Source organism: Gordonia oleivorans (assembly GCF_040044975.1).
GTDB classification, from domain to species: domain Bacteria; phylum Actinomycetota; class Actinomycetes; order Mycobacteriales; family Mycobacteriaceae; genus Gordonia; species Gordonia oleivorans.
In genome coordinates this window covers 417,316-432,161 of sequence record NZ_JBDZDI010000001.1, presented here as the reverse complement: position 1 = coordinate 432,161, position 14,846 = coordinate 417,316, and the positions used below count along the sequence as shown (strand labels likewise).

The 14,846-nt window shown below is 67.5% G+C and carries 14 protein-coding genes; 3 read left to right on the top strand and 11 right to left on the bottom strand.

Features of this window, described 5'->3' with window-relative positions; translation table 11 throughout:
- Positions 1 to 136: 136 nt before the first annotated feature.
- The gene (locus ABLE92_RS01915; protein WP_348803201.1) at positions 137 to 973 is read left to right on the top strand and encodes a serine hydrolase; all 837 of its coding nucleotides are present in this window, start codon (positions 137 to 139) and stop codon (positions 971 to 973) included.
- 24 nt (positions 974 to 997) lie between these two features.
- Here ABLE92_RS01915 and ABLE92_RS01910 read toward each other — a convergent pair whose 3' ends face one another.
- The 5 genes from ABLE92_RS01910 to ABLE92_RS01890 form a co-directional block, all read right to left on the bottom strand.
- Entirely contained in the window at positions 998 to 2,578 is a 1,581-nt protein-coding gene (locus tag ABLE92_RS01910; RefSeq protein WP_496560760.1) for a YibE/F family protein, read from the bottom strand.
- Positions 2,579 to 2,658: 80 nt separating this feature from the next.
- Positions 2,659 to 3,600, bottom strand: a complete 942-nt coding sequence (locus ABLE92_RS01905) for a MetQ/NlpA family ABC transporter substrate-binding protein (protein WP_348802840.1) — start codon at positions 3,598 to 3,600, stop codon at positions 2,659 to 2,661.
- 59 nt (positions 3,601 to 3,659) lie between these two features.
- Entirely contained in the window at positions 3,660 to 4,379 is a 720-nt protein-coding gene (locus ABLE92_RS01900) for a methionine ABC transporter permease (protein ID WP_348802839.1), read from the bottom strand.
- The gene (locus ABLE92_RS01895) at positions 4,376 to 5,380 is read right to left on the bottom strand and encodes a methionine ABC transporter ATP-binding protein (RefSeq protein WP_348802838.1); all 1,005 of its coding nucleotides are present in this window, start codon (positions 5,378 to 5,380) and stop codon (positions 4,376 to 4,378) included. Before ABLE92_RS01895 ends, ABLE92_RS01900 begins: the two co-directional genes overlap by 4 nt.
- Positions 5,377 to 6,825, bottom strand: coding sequence for an LLM class flavin-dependent oxidoreductase (locus tag ABLE92_RS01890; protein WP_348803200.1), 1,449 nt, complete (start codon positions 6,823 to 6,825; stop codon positions 5,377 to 5,379). The genes ABLE92_RS01895 and ABLE92_RS01890 overlap by 4 nt, the downstream gene beginning before the upstream one ends.
- Before the next feature lie 185 nt (positions 6,826 to 7,010).
- Between ABLE92_RS01890 and ABLE92_RS01885 the strand changes: the two genes are divergently transcribed.
- Positions 7,011 to 7,520 carry a mycothiol transferase gene (locus ABLE92_RS01885; protein ID WP_348802837.1) on the top strand — a complete coding sequence of 170 codons (510 nt, stop codon included), beginning with the start codon at positions 7,011 to 7,013 and terminating at the stop codon, positions 7,518 to 7,520.
- A gap of 22 nt (positions 7,521 to 7,542) precedes the next feature.
- Here ABLE92_RS01885 and ABLE92_RS01880 read toward each other — a convergent pair whose 3' ends face one another.
- The 6 genes from ABLE92_RS01880 to ABLE92_RS01855 form a co-directional block, all read right to left on the bottom strand.
- Entirely contained in the window at positions 7,543 to 8,157 is a 615-nt protein-coding gene (locus tag ABLE92_RS01880) for a response regulator (protein ID WP_348802836.1), read from the bottom strand.
- Positions 8,154 to 9,257 (bottom strand): sensor histidine kinase, encoded by a 1,104-nt coding sequence (locus ABLE92_RS01875; protein WP_348802835.1) that lies wholly within the window; start codon positions 9,255 to 9,257, stop codon positions 8,154 to 8,156. The genes ABLE92_RS01880 and ABLE92_RS01875 overlap by 4 nt, the downstream gene beginning before the upstream one ends.
- Positions 9,258 to 9,293: 36 nt before the next feature.
- The gene (locus ABLE92_RS01870) at positions 9,294 to 10,100 is read right to left on the bottom strand and encodes an ABC transporter permease (RefSeq protein WP_348802834.1); all 807 of its coding nucleotides are present in this window, start codon (positions 10,098 to 10,100) and stop codon (positions 9,294 to 9,296) included.
- Between the two features lie 49 nt (positions 10,101 to 10,149).
- Positions 10,150 to 11,055, bottom strand: a complete 906-nt coding sequence (locus tag ABLE92_RS01865; RefSeq protein ID WP_348802833.1) for an ABC transporter ATP-binding protein — start codon at positions 11,053 to 11,055, stop codon at positions 10,150 to 10,152.
- A gap of 362 nt (positions 11,056 to 11,417) precedes the next feature.
- Entirely contained in the window at positions 11,418 to 11,837 is a 420-nt protein-coding gene (locus tag ABLE92_RS01860; protein WP_348802832.1) for a hypothetical protein, read from the bottom strand.
- A gap of 77 nt (positions 11,838 to 11,914) precedes the next feature.
- A complete protein-coding gene (locus ABLE92_RS01855; RefSeq protein ID WP_348803199.1) occupies positions 11,915 to 13,786 on the bottom strand; it encodes an APC family permease in 1,872 nt (623 codons plus the stop codon).
- 335 nt (positions 13,787 to 14,121) lie between these two features.
- Between ABLE92_RS01855 and ABLE92_RS01850 the strand changes: the two genes are divergently transcribed.
- Positions 14,122 to 14,781 carry an MspA family porin gene (locus ABLE92_RS01850; RefSeq protein ID WP_348802831.1) on the top strand — a complete coding sequence of 220 codons (660 nt, stop codon included), beginning with the start codon at positions 14,122 to 14,124 and terminating at the stop codon, positions 14,779 to 14,781.
- Positions 14,782 to 14,846: the final 65 nt, after the last annotated feature.

The window sequence follows — 14,846 nt, the reverse complement described above, 5'->3', positions numbered from 1 at the left end:
GTTGGTTGAGGTGTTCAACCGCCCCTAGGCTCATCCTGTTGCTGATGTGACGGAGGAGGCTCATGTGGCTCAAGTGAAGAAGGTGTTGGTGGCGGCCGCGCTGGCGGTCGTGCTCGCCGTCCTGGTCCCCGCGGCCATGGCGGCAGCGGCACCGGCGCCGGCCCTGCCGCCGCTGCCCGAGCCGCTGCGCACCTGGCTCGCGCCGCCGGTACCTCCGCAGCAGGCGCTGTCGAAGACCTTCACACCGTTTCAGCGGTCCCTCGCGAAGAGTCTGCCCGGCAGTATCGGCATCTCGATCGTGCCGGTGGGCTCGGATGCCGCGATCTCGTTGGGGACGTTCACCACCGGGCGCGCCTGGTCGACCCTCAAGGTGCCGGTCGCGCTGGCTGCCGAGCGTCGCCTCGGCTCCGCGGTCGTCGGCTCGGAGACCAAGGCGATCACCGTGTCCGACAACGATGCCGCCGAAGACCTCTGGGGCGCACTCGGCGGTGGACAGTCCTCCGTGGACGCGGTGACCACCGTGCTGCGCGAGGGCCACGATATGCGCACCCACGTCAGTTCCGAACTCGATGCGCCGCCGTCCTTTCCGGGTTACAGCATGTGGGCACTGGCCGATCAGGCCCGTTTCGGCGCGCACCTCCCGTGTATGCCGGGGACCGACCGCATCCTGCGCCTGATGAGTGCGGTGGGCCCCAATCAGCGCTGGGGCGTGGCCAACATCGGGCGCACCAACCGCTCGGTGACCTCGACCGCGGTGAAGGGCGGATGGGGACCGGGCACCGGGACGTCGTCGGCCTTCCTGGTCCGCCAACTCGGCCTGGTGACCACACGATCGGGCCAGTTCGCCGTGTCGATCGCGGCGGTTCCCCGCAGCGGACGATTCGAGGACGGCACCGCGATGCTCACCCGCATCGGTGACTGGGTGGGACGCAACCTGTCGTCGGTGCCGACCGGTCGGTGCGGCCTGCTCTGAACGTCGTCGCCGACGACGTCGCGGTCAGCCGTCGGGCATCGAATGTCGGCCACGCGCCGGCGGATTCGGCGGCCTCGGCGGGCGGGTCGTCGGCGGTGTGGTCGGTCGCGGCGGGGGTGATAATCGTTGCGGGGGTGATGGTCGCGACGACGGTGGTGGCACCTCATCGGGTTCGAGATCGATGATCGGACGGCGCGCGGTCGTCGACGCCGAGCGTTCCGGTTCGGAATCGCCGGCGGCCGACGGGATCGACTTCGACGGCTCCACAACGGTTCCCGCTCCGGACGGGCGGGTGAGTGCCGCGGCGATCGCGGTGGTCAACGGCACCGAGAGCGCGATCGCGATGCCCCCGACGAAGGAACGTGCCAGTTCCACGGCGACGGTGTCGGTGGTGATCATCGAACCGAACGGTTGCTGCGCCACCGAGAACAACAACAGCAGCGGGAGAGCGCTGCCGGCGTAGGCGAACACCAGGGTGTAGACGGTGCTGGCGATGTGATCGCGGCCCACCCGCATGGCCGCCCGGAACGTGGCCAGGCGGGTCGGTTCCCCGGCGCCGGCCAACTCGAACGCGGCCGACGCCTGCGTGATGGTGACGTCGTTGAGGACGCCGAGCGTGCCGATGATGAAGCCCGCCAACAACAATCCGCTGACCGAGATGGTGCCCTGATACACCTGCAGGCTCGTCGTCTGGTCACCGGACAGGCCGCTCAACTGCATCGTCTCGATGGCCAGCCAGCTCAGCACACCCGCCAGCACCATCGACGTCAACGTACCCAACAGCGCCGATGAGGTGCGCAGGCTGACCCCGTGCGCGAGGTAGAGCACGACGAACAGGATGGCCGCCGAGCTGACCACCGCGACCGCGACCGGTGACTCTCCGTCGAGGATCGCGGGCAGGGTGAAGAATCCGAGCACCAGGAACGCGAAGACCAGACCGATCAGTGACCGCAGTCCCCGCCAGGCGGCGACCAGGATGATCGCCGCCGCGAACAGCAGGGCCCACACGATGGTGGAGGTGGTGCGGTTGAAGTCGAAGAACGAGTACCGCGGTTGGCCGTCGGGCCCGGCCACGGTACTGAGCCGGATGGAGTCGCCGACATGCAGCGTCGGTTGTCCCGCCTGCGGATCGTCCGGATGGCCGAGGGTTTGCGACGAGGAGTCGGGGCTCGTGCCCGCCTGCGCGGCGTTGGTCGGCACCTCGAGCAGGGTGTACTTGCCCTCGTGATCGCCGGAGGTGATGTGGACGGTGAATTCGAGGCACGGCCCGCTGCCCTCGCCCGAGATCGGGATGTCGGCGGTGTCGTTGATGGTTCCGACCATCTGATTGAGGCACTCACCCCGGGTCTGACTGATGATCTCGCCGTCGACCGCATGGATCGCGGTGCCGTCGGGCCCACGGAACTGGGCGGGAACCGGATGATCTCCGTACGACGGCCGCAGGAGGAACCCGCCGACGAGCACCGCGAGACCGGCGACGATCAACAAGCCGATCACGAGGCGTTTGGCCAGCGGTGACAGGATGACCTCGATGTCGGACAGGTGATGCGAATGCCCGTGGCCGGCGCCGTGTCCGGCCCGGCGGTCACCGTGCTTCCTACCAATCACTCCGACACCATAGGCCGAGGCGGTCCGGGGGCGGCGTAGAACACGCGCCGCCCCCGGACCGCCTCGGGTGAACCTGCTCAGAGCGGCAACAGGATGTTCTTCACCGCGGGATCGGTGGCCAGGTACTGCTGCACGGCCGGGTCCTTGAACGCCGCCACCAGTTTCTTGATGTTCTCGGAGTCACGCCACTTGCTGCCGATGGTCAGCTGACCGGCGAACTCGTCCGGGGCAGGCGGGGCGAAGATCTGCTTGGAGAGATCGACACCGGCCGCGAGGTAGTACTCGGTGTAGCCCACGGTGGCGTCGAGATCGGGCAACGCCCGGGACTGCGCGGCGAAGTCGAGCAGGGTGAACTGCAGGTTCCGCGGATTCGACGCGATGTCGTCCTGGGTGGCGGTCCACTTGTCGACGCCCGGCTTGAGGGTGATCAGGCCGGCGCGCTCGAGCAGCCACAGTCCCTGCGCCTCGTTGGCTGGGTCGGAGTAGAGCGACACCTTCGCGTTCTGTGGCAGGTCGGTCGGTGAGGCGTGCTTGTCCGACCAGATGCCGAAGCCCCACCGGAAGACCGGTGTCGCCGCCTCCTCCTGGAAGTCCGGATTGGCCGCGAGGACCTGCGAGAGCCACAGTTTGTGCTGATAGATCGTGCCCGCGACCTCACCGTCGCTGACGGCCCGGTTGAGGGTGGTGGAGTCGGCGAGGCCGCGGAAGGCGACGGTGATGCCGTAGCGGGGTGCGACCTGGGTGGCGACGAAATTGACCAGCGCCTGTTCGCTGGCATTGCCCTCGGCGGTGACGACCGTCAGCGTCGCGCCCGGGGTGTCGTTGGGTGAGGCCTCATCCGAACCGGCGAACCGCCACGCGATCACCGCGGCGAGAACGATCACCACGACCGCGGCGGCACCGGCGATCAAGGGCCAGCGGCGGCGGGAACGCAATTGGATGCCGTTGTGGTCGCCGGAGTCCGGGGTGTCCGAACCCGGGGCGGGAGCGCCGGGTGGGGAATCGGTGGTTTGAGACATGGGGGTAGCGCCTTTCGTGGATGGGGCGGGTAATGAGAGTGGTTGTGTGAAGCCGTGTTTCAGCGTCGCGTGGCGAGCTTGCGCTCCGGTGTGAGGTGGCGGACGAGGGCGTCGCCACCGACCTGGATGAGTGCGACGGTGACGACCAGCGCGATGATGGTTGCGATCATCACGCCGTGGTCGAACCGCTGATAGCCGTAGGTGACGGCGATGTAGCCGAGGCCGCCGGCGCCGATGGTGCCGGCGATCGTCGAGTACTCGATCATCGCGATGGTGTTGATCGTCAGACCGCCGATGATGTTCGGCAGTGCCTCGGGAATCTGTGCAGACCAGACGATCTGGGCGTTGGACCCGCCGGATGCCATGGCCACCTCGACCACCGAGGTGGGCACCGCCCGCAGGGAGTTCTCGACGATGCGGGTGAAGAACGCGATGCCGGCGATCGACATCGGTACCACCGCCGCGGCGATGCCGATGTTGGTGCCGGTGACGAACCGGGTGAACGGAATGATCGCCGTCATCAACACCAGGAACGGCAGTGACCGCCCGACACTGATGACCCACGACAGGGGTGTGTGCAGTGAGCGGCGTTCGAACAGACCGCCCGGGGCGAGATTGTGGATCAGGGCACCCAGCGGCACGCCGACGATCAGCACGATGACCATCACGATGCTCACCATCATGACGGTGTCGACGAAGGCCGGGATCAGCAGCGACGGGATCTCGTTGACCGGCACGGTGATCGAGGCGAGGTTGTGGGTGTCACTCGGCGCGCTCATGCGGCGACCTCGCGTGCGGCCTGCGCGGTGGGTCGTGCGGTCACGCCGAGTTCGTCTGCGGCGACGACGAATTCGTCGACGGACCCCGCGTTGACGGACACGGTGAGCTCACCCACGGGGACACCGTCGACACTCTGGACGTTGGCGCCGAGGATGCCCACCGGAGCGCCGATGCGCGTCGACACCCGGGTGATCCAGTCCGACGGAACCGTCGCCGAATGGTAGGTGACCACCACCGCGACCTCGCCGGCGGCGGCCGGAGCGGGAACTCCGTGGGGCCGAAGTGATTGTCCCAGAGAGGAATCGGGGTCCAGGGCAAGATCGACCACCGATCCCTGTTCGACGATGGTGCCATGATCGAGTCGACCCACCCGATCGGCGATCCGGGTGATCAGATCCATCTCGTGGGTGATGAACACGACGGCCAGACCCAGGTCGTCGCGGACGTCGGCGAGCAGGTCGAGGAAGGACTCGGTGGCCACCGGGTCGAGTCCGGAGGTGGCCTCATCCGACAGCAGCACCGAGGGTTTGAGTGCCAGGGCGCGTGCGATGCCGACGCGTTGACGTTGGCCACCGGAGAGCTGATGCGGATACAGATTCGCGCGGTCGGCCATGCCCACCCGGTCGAGGAGTTCGGCGACCCGGGAGCGCGTCGCACCCTTGGTGGCGCCGAGGTATTCCAGGGGCAGGGCGACGTTCTCGGCGGCGGTGCGGCGCGAGAGCAGGCTCGAGGACTGGAAGACGGTGCCGATCCGTCGACGCGCCGCCCGCAATGCCGCGGAGTCGAGGTGCGCGAGGTTCTCGCCGTTGACGATCACCTCACCGGAGGTGGGGCGCTGCAACAGATTCAGGCATTGGGCGAGGGTGCTCTTGCCGGCACCGGACGGGCCGACCACGGCGAACACCTCGCCACCGGCCACGGTGAACGAGACATCGTCGAGAACCGTCGACGGACCCGACGGGGTGTCGAAGACCTTGGTGAGATGCGAGACGACGATCATCGGAGTACTCCCGGTGCGACGAGCCGACCGTGGGCACCGACCTCACGAATGGAGTCGTCGATCGTCGAGGCCGGTCCACCGACCCGGAACGATGCCCCACGATGATTGTCGGGGAGCAGGTCACCACGGCCGAACAGCTTGTGCCGCAACGTACCCGGGACGTAGTCGCGGTGATACAGTCCGCGGCGTTCCAACGCGGGAACGACGTGGGTGATGACATCGGCGAAGGTGCCGGGGGTGATGGCGTAGGCGAGGTTGAAACCGTCGACGTCGGTGTCGGCGACCCAGCTCTCGAGTGCCTCGGCGACCTCATCGCCGGAACCGATGAGCACCGGTCCCATCCCGCCGATGCCGCCCCACGCGGCGATGTCGCGCACCGTCCATTCGTCGCCCGACTCGGAGGCCTGCTGGAAGGCGGCCACCGCGGACTGGATGGCGTTGCTCTCGACGTTGCCGATCGGTTCGTCGAGGTCATAGGACGCGAGGTCGATGCCCATCCATCCGGACATGAACACCAGCGACCCTTCCGCGCTGGCGTGGCGCTGATAGTCGGCGGCCTTGGCGCGGGCGGCCTCGGGCGTGGAGTCGGTGATGATCGTCAGCAGGGTGTAGATGCGGGCGTCGTAGGGGCCCCGGCCGGCTGCCACCAGCTCGTCGCGGATCTTCGAGACAGTCTCGCGCAGAATGGCTTTGGTGGGGGCGGCGACGAAGATGGCTTCGGCGTTCTGGGCGGCGAAGCGTCGTCCGCGGGGCGACGCGCCGGCCTGGTAGATCACCGGCGAGCCCTGCGGCGACGGCTCGGACAGGTGAATTCCCGGAACCGTGAAATGCTCGCCGCGGTGACCGATGTGGTGGACCTTCTCGGGATCGGCGAACACACCGGCCGCGCGGTCGCGGCGCACGGCGTCCCGTTCCCAGGAGCCCTCCCACAGCTTGTAGAGCACGGTGAGGTACTCGTCGGCGTGGTCGTAGCGGCTGTCGTGGGCGAGTTGGTCGTCGTCGCCCATGTTCCGTGCGGCGGAGGGAAGGTAGCCGGTGACCACATTCCACCCGATGCGGCCCCTGGTCAGGTGATCCAGCGTCGACAGGCGGCGCGCGAACGGATACGGATGCTCGAAGCCGGTGCCGGTGGTGATGCCGAAGCCGAGGTGTTCGGTTGCGTGGGCCATCGCCGAGACCAGCAGCAGCGGGTCGTTGACGGGGATCTGGGCGCCCTGCCGGATGGCGGCCTCGTCGGTGCCCGCGTACACGTCGTAGGTACCCAGAACGTCGGCGATGAACAGGCCGTCGAAACCGCCGGTCTCCAGCAGACGTGCCAGGTCGACCCAGTAGTCGAGGGTGTTGTAATCCCACGAACGGTCGGCGGGGTGGCGCCACAGCCCCGGTGATTGGTGGGCAACGCAATTCATGTCGAAGGCGTTGAACCGGATGGGCCGCGACGAGATGGGGGATTGCGACGGAGGGGCCGAGGCGGCAGCGGACTGCGCGGCGGCAGAGGATACAGAGTCAGACACCCCGCCATGGTTGACGGGCGCGGACGCGCAGGCCAGGGTTGCGCGCGCGGCGAAGAAAATCTTTGCATCTGGGCAGACACATGCGGTTGCGGCGATACGGGAGTAGGTGTGGACATATGAAATCCACCGAAATCCTTGCCGACGGATTCGCCCGGGTCCGGGAGAACGTCCATGCCGTACTCGATGACATCGAGGAGCAGCGGCTCACCTATCGGCCCGCCGACGGTGCCAACACCATCGCGTGGCTCATCTGGCACCTGGCCCGGGTGCAGGACGCGCAGATCGCCGATGTCGCCGGCACTGACGAGGTGTGGACCTCCGACGGCTGGTTCGACCGGTTCGCGCTGCCGTTCGAGCCGTCGGCCAGTGGGTACGGGCAGAGCGCCGCCGACGTGATCCGGGTGGTCGGGCCGGCCGAGTTGCTGCTGGGGTATTACGACGCCACCCACCAGGTCACCGTGGACTATCTGGCCGGGCTCGACGACGACGACCTCGACCGCGTCATCGACACGCGGTGGGACCCGCCGGTCACTCTCGGGGTGCGGCTGGTGAGCATTCTCGACGACGACGCCCAGCACGTCGGCCAGGCCGCATATCTGCGGGGTCTCGACGTCGACTTCGACTGAGCGGCAGTCGATTCGGCCGGCATCAGATCCAGCCGCGCTCGCGGGCGACGTGCGCCGCCTCGGCGCGGGTGGCGGTGCCGGTCTTCCCGATCGCCGATGACAGATGATTGCGGACCGTCCCGGCCGACAGGTGGACCTCGGCGGCGATGGCGGCCACCGTCGCGCCCGTCAGGGCGGCCCGCAACACCTCGGATTCGCGTGGGGTGAGTGGATTGTCGCCGCTGGTGAGGCTTTCGGTGGCCAGCATCGGGTCGATCACTCGTAGGCCGGCGTGTACACGGCGGACCGCATCGCCCAATTCGGCTGCCGGGGTGTCCTTCACGACGAATCCCGATGCCCCGGCCTCGATGGCGCGCCGCAGATATCCGGGTCGGCCGAAGGTGGTGACGATCAGGCAGTGGACGTCGGGTAGTTCGGCGTGTACCGCGGCCGCCGCGTCGATTCCGTCGATTCCCGGCATCTCGATGTCGAGCAGGCAGACCTGTGCGCCGGAATCGCGTGCCGCAGCGACGACTTCGTCCCCTCGACCGACCTGGGCCACCACATCGAGGTCGGGTTCGAGGTCGAGGAGTGCGGCGAGTGCTCCACGCACCAAGGCCTGATCGTCGGCGAGGAGCAACCGGATCGGGCCACTCATGTCCTCACCGCCGTCACCGCCGTCACCGCCGTGCCGTCGGCGTCGGAGGTGACGCTCAGGGTCCCGCCCGCGGACTCGACCCGTTCGGTCAATCCGCGCAGCCCGTTGCCGAATCCGGATGCGCCCATTCCGGAACCGTTGTCCCGCACAGTGATCGAGGTGTCATCGATCACGACGACGCAGCGGGAGGCGCCGCTGTGGCGGACCACGTTGGTGACGGCCTCGCGCAGGACCCACGCGAACAGCGAGCCGTTGGGTGTGTGGATGTTCCGACCGGGTAGGTCGGCGGTGATCCCGGCTGCGAGCAAGGCGCTTTCGGCGCCGGCGATGGCGCTGGGCAGATCCGGGGTGCGCAACTGTCCGACGGTGGAGCGGACCTCGGCGAGGGCGTCCCGGGCGAGTTGATTCACTTCGGACATCTCGGCTTTCGCGCGTTGGGGATCGAGGTCGATGAGGCGACCGGCGAGTTCGGTCTTGATGGTGATCACGGTCAGTGAATGGCCGAGAATGTCGTGGACGTCGCGTGCGACGCGTTCACGTTCGGCGACGACGGCCAGTTCGGCGTCGAGTTCGCGACGGCGTTCTTCGGCGCGTTCCCGTTCGTTCTCGCGCATCGCGATGGTGCGAAAGCCCAGCATGGTGAAGCCCACCGCGACGAGGACGACGACCAGGCCGAGGTCCTGCTCCCAGCCGGCGATGGCCGGGATGGCCAGGGCGCACACGACGACACCGCAGATGGTGGTCGCTGCCCAGCCGTACGGAAAGGTGAACGCCGCCACCACCATCAGGAATGGTGCTGTGCCGAATGCACCCTCGCCGATGATCGGGAGCAGGCCGATCGTGAGGAGCGCCAGCACCCCGAAGACCGGTACCCCGCGGCGATCCGGCCCGGTGCGGCCCGACAGCACGTAGACGCTGGCCAGCAGGTAGACGAGCGCGAAAGCCCCCACGAGGGCGTAGCCGATCGCCTTGACCGGCGCGGAGTGGTCCGAGCCGATCACCGCGCCGAGCGGATAGCCGAGGAACAGCATCCAGATGGCGACGAACGCCCAGCGCATGTTGCGCCAGGGCGTTCGCCACGCGGGGTGGATGTCGGTCATTGTGTGGGCCGTTTCTGCGGTGTTCTGCGTTGCTCGTCACTGACGAGTTGTACTGCGACTGTAGAAGACTGCGGCGGTCGAAGCGAAGACCACGCCCCACACGATCAGGTTGGCGCACGCGACCCACAGTGGGATGTGGGTGCCGTAGACGGTCACTCCGTGGTCGAGGGGGTAGCGGGCGAGGGTGACGACGCCGAACATCGGGGTGAACTGCGCGATGGTGAGCATCACGCCCTTGAGGGGGACGAAGACGTTGCCCGCGAACGCGAGCAGGGCCAGGACGCCGCCCATGACCTGCATGGCACCGTCGGAGCGCATCAGGCTGCCGACGGCCAGCCCGAAGGCGGCGAACACCGATGCGCCGATCCAGCCGAGGAGTAGGCAGGCGATCCAGATCCCGACGGGTGCATGCGCCCCGGTCGCAACGCCCGCAACGGAGAGAACCAGGATCGGCAACGCGCCGATCGCGAGTGCGACGCCGACCTTGGTGGCGACATATCCGGACGGCCGCAGGGGCGTCATCATCAGCGTGCGGGTCCAGCCGGCCTGCTGTTCGATCGCCACCGATGCGGCGTTGGAGGCGGCGGCGAGAATGGCGCCGTACACGGCCATGCCGATGAGGACGTAGAACGCGACGTTGCCGGAACCGACCGTGTCGTCGGTGTTCTGGGTGGCGCCGAACACCAGGTAGAGCAGCGCGGGCATCGCGACGGTGAAGATCATCGCGCGTCGGTTGCGCAGGACCCGGCGGATGTCGAGTCGCAGGTAGGTGGCCGAGGGGATGAGGCTGGTGAGGCTCGTCGAGCGCTGCTCGGCCGGCTGATCGATCGTTGCGGTGGTCATGGTGGTGTCCTTCGAGGGTGGTTGATGTGTGGATCGAGCGGAGTGCGGATCAGGCGGCCGAGGTGAGTGCGACGAAGGCGTCTTCGAGGTTGTGCGTGGCGATCTCGACCTCGCGAGCGTGGGTCGAGGTGAGCAGGCAGCGGGCCAACGCATCGGAGTCGGCCGCGGACAGATAGGTTCGGCCGCCGCGTCGTTCGGTGACCTCGAGGTCGACGATCACCCTCGCCACTGTTGCCAGTTCGGCGTCGTCGACGATGGCCGACACGATGCGCCGGCTCGCGATGTTGCGGATCTCGGCGGTCGATCCGTCGGCGACGATCCGGCCGTGGGCGATCATGATGATGCGGTCGGCGAAGTCGTCGGCCTCGTCGAGGTAGTGGGTCGCGAAGACGACGGTGCGGCCGTTGGTGGCGTCGGTGCGCATCGCCGACCAGAAGGCGCGCCGTGATTCGACATCCATTCCCGCGGTGGGCTCGTCGAGCACGATGAGGTCCGGGTCGGGGAGGGTGGCGAGCGCGAACTTGAGGCGTTGCTGTTCACCGCCGGAGCACCGGGATACCTTTCGGCCGGCGAGGTGGGCGATATCGGCACGCGACATCGCCGATTCGACGTCGCCGCTGCGGCCGTGCAGCGCCGCCACGATGCGCATCGTCTCCTCGACGGTGAAATCCGGTAGCAGGCCACCGCTTTGCAGGACTGCGGCGATCCGGCCGCCACGTGCGGCGCTTCGGGCCGACCGGCCGTACACCGTCACCGATCCCGAATCGGGTTGTGTCAGTCCGAGGATCATGTCGATGGTGGTGGTCTTGCCGGCCCCGTTGGGGCCGAGGAAGGCCACCACCTCGCCGGGATTGATGGTGAGGTCGAGGCCGTCGACGGCGGTGACGCGGTGGCCGTGTGGGCCGCGGAACGTCTTGCGGAGGTCCTGGGTGCGGATCGCGGGTGCTGTGGTCATGCATCTCACGATGCCCGCTGCGGGGTCGGCGCACCCAGAGCAGATGTCATCAATGCCCCATGACGTTTGTCATGCACCGACAGCGCTCTGTATCTCGCTGACAGCGCTCGCGACGTCACTGACAGCGCTCGCCTCGTCGTTGACGGCGCTCTGAAGTTCGCTGACAGCGCTCTGGACTCTGCTATCAACGTGGAGGAGAGCCCTGTGAACGACGGACAGAGCCCTGTGAACGACGACGGACAGAGCCCTGTGAACGACGACGGACAGAGCGCTGTGAACGTCGGACAGAGCGCTGTCAACGTGGGTGCGGGCGCTGTCAGTGGAGGGGCGGTAAACTGTGAAGCATGCTGTCGTGCAGCGATTTACCTCCAGCACCCCTGCACGGTCTGGAAGTCGCCGGCGAAGGCGGGACCGGTTCCGGTGCAGGTGGGTCCGGTGACGCCGTTGACGGTCACCGATGCTCCCGGGCCGGCGATTCCGATCGCGAGTCCGGGGCGCACTCCGGTCATGGTCACCGAGGCGTTCGGTCCGATGGCGATCGCGGCGGGGGCGGCGAGGTTGGTGGCGGTCGATGTGGCGTTTCCGCCGTCGGCGGAGATCGCCAGGCTCAGGCCGTTATCGGTTGCTGCCGCCGAACATCCTGGGGCGGTTGCGGTTTGGCCGGGCAGCGCGGGACAGATGGATGGCGCCGCGGCGGCGTCGGGGGCGGCGGCGAAGGCGATGGCGCCCGCTCCGGCGGTGGCGATGGCGAATCCGAGTGCGAGACGGGTGGACTTGTGCATGTCGACTCCTGGTGACCTCGATGGTGTGGACACTCAGGGGTTCGCGACCGACACGGCGCCGGATTGCCGATGGCGCGTCATCCGACGTGCACGGCGGGCCGTTTGGTCATGTCCGGTTCCGCCCGACGCACCACCTCGCGGGTCACCGCCGCGACCTCGCCCTCGCCGATGAACAGGAAGCGGAGCAGGTTCACCAGCGGATTCGCCTCGCTCCATTCGAAATACACATTCGGGACGATGTCGGTCCAATCGCGGATGGCGAACAACGCCGACGCGATGGTGTTCGGTACCGCTGCGGAATCGACCCAGAGGATGCGGAACCCGCCCTCGTGATAGCGGCCGTGGATCTCGAGATCGGTGCTGAATTCGGACGAGTCGGTCACGTTGACCTCGAGGAATATGATCTGCTCGGCGTCGGGGATGTGGCTTTCGGCGCGTTGCTGGATCTCCTTCTCGTGGTATTCCGTGAGAGAGCGTTCCTCCGGATCGTGGGTGACGATGTGGATCTGCCCGAATTCGGCTGCGGCATCGATGATGCGTTGTGCAGTGTCGTCGAAAGTGATCTCGCCGCTGCGCAGTTCGAAGGAACGGTTGATCCGGGAGGCAAAGGAGACGATGAGGATCGCCACGATGAAGAAGGCGGCGACCTGCACGCCCTCGGGCCGTTCGATGATGTTGGCGATGGTGGTGTAGGCGAAGATGATCGAGATGGCGGCGAAGGCCACCGTCGCGACGGTGCGTCGCCGTTTGCGCACCGACAACGTCACCGCCACTGCGGCCGAGGTCATCAACACCAGGACGCCGGTGGCGTACGCGGCTCCCTGGGCGTCGACGGAGGCACCGAAGTACACCGTCACCCCGGCCGCGATGAGGATGAAAACCACGACGAGGGGCCGGGCCGCGCGCGCCCAGTCCGGTGCCATGCCGTAGCGGGGGAGGTATCGCGGCACCAGGTTGAGGAGTCCGGCCATCGCCGAGGCGCCGGCGAACCACAGGATCAGGATGGTGCTGATGTCGTAGACGGTGCCGAAGCCGTTGCCGAGGTAGTCGTGGGCGAGGAAGGCCAGGGCGCGACCGTTGGCGGGCCCGCCCGGCTGGAACTCGTCCTCCGGTATCAGGATCGTGCACACGAGGCTGCTGGTGATCAGCAGGACGCTCATGATGACGGCCGATGTGGTCAGCAGCTTTCGTGCTCCGGCGATGCGGGTCGCGGGATGGTCGGGCGGGTCGTCGTCGGAGCCGTCGATCTGGGGCATCACCGCCACACCCGTCTCGAAGCCCGACAATCCCAGTGCCAGCTTGGGAAACACCAGCAGGGCGACGGCCACGATCATCCATGGGCTGCCGTGTTCGGCGGTCATGGCGTGACGCCAGTCGACGATCACGTGCGGGGTGGTGGCCAGGTGCCAGAGGCCGTCGGCGATGACGACGACGTTCAACGCCAGATACACCGCGACAAGTCCCACCGCCACGGTGATGGCCTCGGTGAATCCGCGGAGGAAGATCGCGGCCAGCAGCGCCAGGAACACCAGTGTGATGGCCACGTTGTGGCCCTCGAAGAACGACGGCACGAACGGATTCTCGATGAAGTGCGCGGTGGCGTCGGCCGCCGACAACGTCATCGTGATCAGGAAGTCGGTGGCCGCGAAACCCAAGAGCACCAGGACGAAGATCTTGCCGCCCCAACGCGATAGCAGGTGCTCGAGCATCGCGATGGAGCCTTCGCCGCGATGGGAGCGTCGCGCGATGTAGCGGTAAACGGGAAGCGCGCCGAACAGGGTGAGGGCGACCAGCACGATGGTGGCCAACGGTGCGATGGTCCCGGCCGCCAGCACGGCGATGCCCGGCTGGTAGCCGAGCGTGGAGAAGTAGTCGACGCCCGTCAGACACATCACCTTCCACCACGGATGGGTGTGGGATTCCTCGCTGGGGATACGGTGCGGACCCATCAGTCCCGCGGGCTCGGGGCTGATGTCGGAGAGGAACCACCGACGGACCGGCGCGGGTATCACTGGGGAAGGCACCCGCTGACTGTAATGGGGCAGAAGGTGCGCGGCCACGGGAGCGCAAATTATCCGAATTGTCCGAGATTGCCGCCGGCGTACCTCGGACATACCGAACAACATTGGTACACAACGGATTTCATGGACATTGAATTCGTCTGACGACCGGCCAACGGTCACCTGGCCGCCATCTGATCGGCCCCGGCCGGTTGCCGTGGGCCCCGTACGCTTCGCGAGGTCGTGAACACCGCGACCGTTGACGACATCTGTGAGGGGAACCAATGAGCACCAACAAGTCACGGCGCAACCGCGCGGCCGTGCGCGCGGCAGCCGCGGGCGCCGCGGCACTCGGGGTGGGGTTGGCGATGGCAGCGCCGGCACACGCCGACGCATTCGTGCGACTGCCCGGCGGCAGCGCCCACGGCGATGGCCTGGATCTGACGCGTACCAGCGAATCCGCGCAGATCTCACCATCTTTGGCCGGCAACGGCCTCGGCCGCACCGCCTGGGTCAGTGCGCACATCGTGCTCAAGGCCTCCGGGCTCAAGGAATCGGCCGCCGGTCCCAACAACGGGCCCGCCGGTGAATCCGCGTCGCCGGGCAGCAATGGCACCTCCACCGACGGCGCGGCCGCCACCCTGTCGGTCGGCTACATCGTGGGCTGCCAGGTCAACGTGGGCAGCGCTTCGGTCGGCTTCACCGGAAGCCTCAACGCACTCACGAGCGCTCCCACCGGAACCGGCACCCTCAGTGTCCCGATCACGCCGGGTCAGGTCGTGTTCGCGCAGATCGACTACAAGGACATCGAGAAGTCGGGTACCTACTACTTCGACTACGACCGCGTGCAGCTGCAGGTACAGAGCTGTGCGGGGTACGCGCAGGCGCGGTCCTTCGTCACGGTGGAGACCACCGGCAGCAACCACCGCAAGATCAACCTCTAAGGCAAGCCGTTCTCCATCGGCTGACGTTTCACCCCACTCCTCATCCGCGCCGATGATCCCGGCGT

Coding starts and splice junctions, on each gene's coding strand:
- ABLE92_RS01915 (WP_348803201.1), top strand. CDS start 137: ATGGCGGCAGCGGCACCGGCGCCGGCCCTGCCGCCGCTGCCCGAGCCG.
- ABLE92_RS01905 (WP_348802840.1), bottom strand. CDS start 3,600: ATGTCTCAAACCACCGATTCCCCACCCGGCGCTCCCGCCCCGGGTTCG.
- ABLE92_RS01900 (WP_348802839.1), bottom strand. CDS start 4,379: ATGAGCGCGCCGAGTGACACCCACAACCTCGCCTCGATCACCGTGCCG.
- ABLE92_RS01895 (WP_348802838.1), bottom strand. CDS start 5,380: ATGATCGTCGTCTCGCATCTCACCAAGGTCTTCGACACCCCGTCGGGT.
- ABLE92_RS01885 (WP_348802837.1), top strand. CDS start 7,011: ATGAAATCCACCGAAATCCTTGCCGACGGATTCGCCCGGGTCCGGGAG.
- ABLE92_RS01880 (WP_348802836.1), bottom strand. CDS start 8,157: ATGAGTGGCCCGATCCGGTTGCTCCTCGCCGACGATCAGGCCTTGGTG.
- ABLE92_RS01875 (WP_348802835.1), bottom strand. CDS start 9,257: ATGACCGACATCCACCCCGCGTGGCGAACGCCCTGGCGCAACATGCGC.
- ABLE92_RS01870 (WP_348802834.1), bottom strand. CDS start 10,100: ATGACCACCGCAACGATCGATCAGCCGGCCGAGCAGCGCTCGACGAGC.
- ABLE92_RS01865 (WP_348802833.1), bottom strand. CDS start 11,055: ATGACCACAGCACCCGCGATCCGCACCCAGGACCTCCGCAAGACGTTC.
- ABLE92_RS01860 (WP_348802832.1), bottom strand. CDS start 11,837: ATGCACAAGTCCACCCGTCTCGCACTCGGATTCGCCATCGCCACCGCC.
- ABLE92_RS01855 (WP_348803199.1), bottom strand. CDS start 13,786: ATGGGTCCGCACCGTATCCCCAGCGAGGAATCCCACACCCATCCGTGG.
- ABLE92_RS01850 (WP_348802831.1), top strand. CDS start 14,122: ATGAGCACCAACAAGTCACGGCGCAACCGCGCGGCCGTGCGCGCGGCA.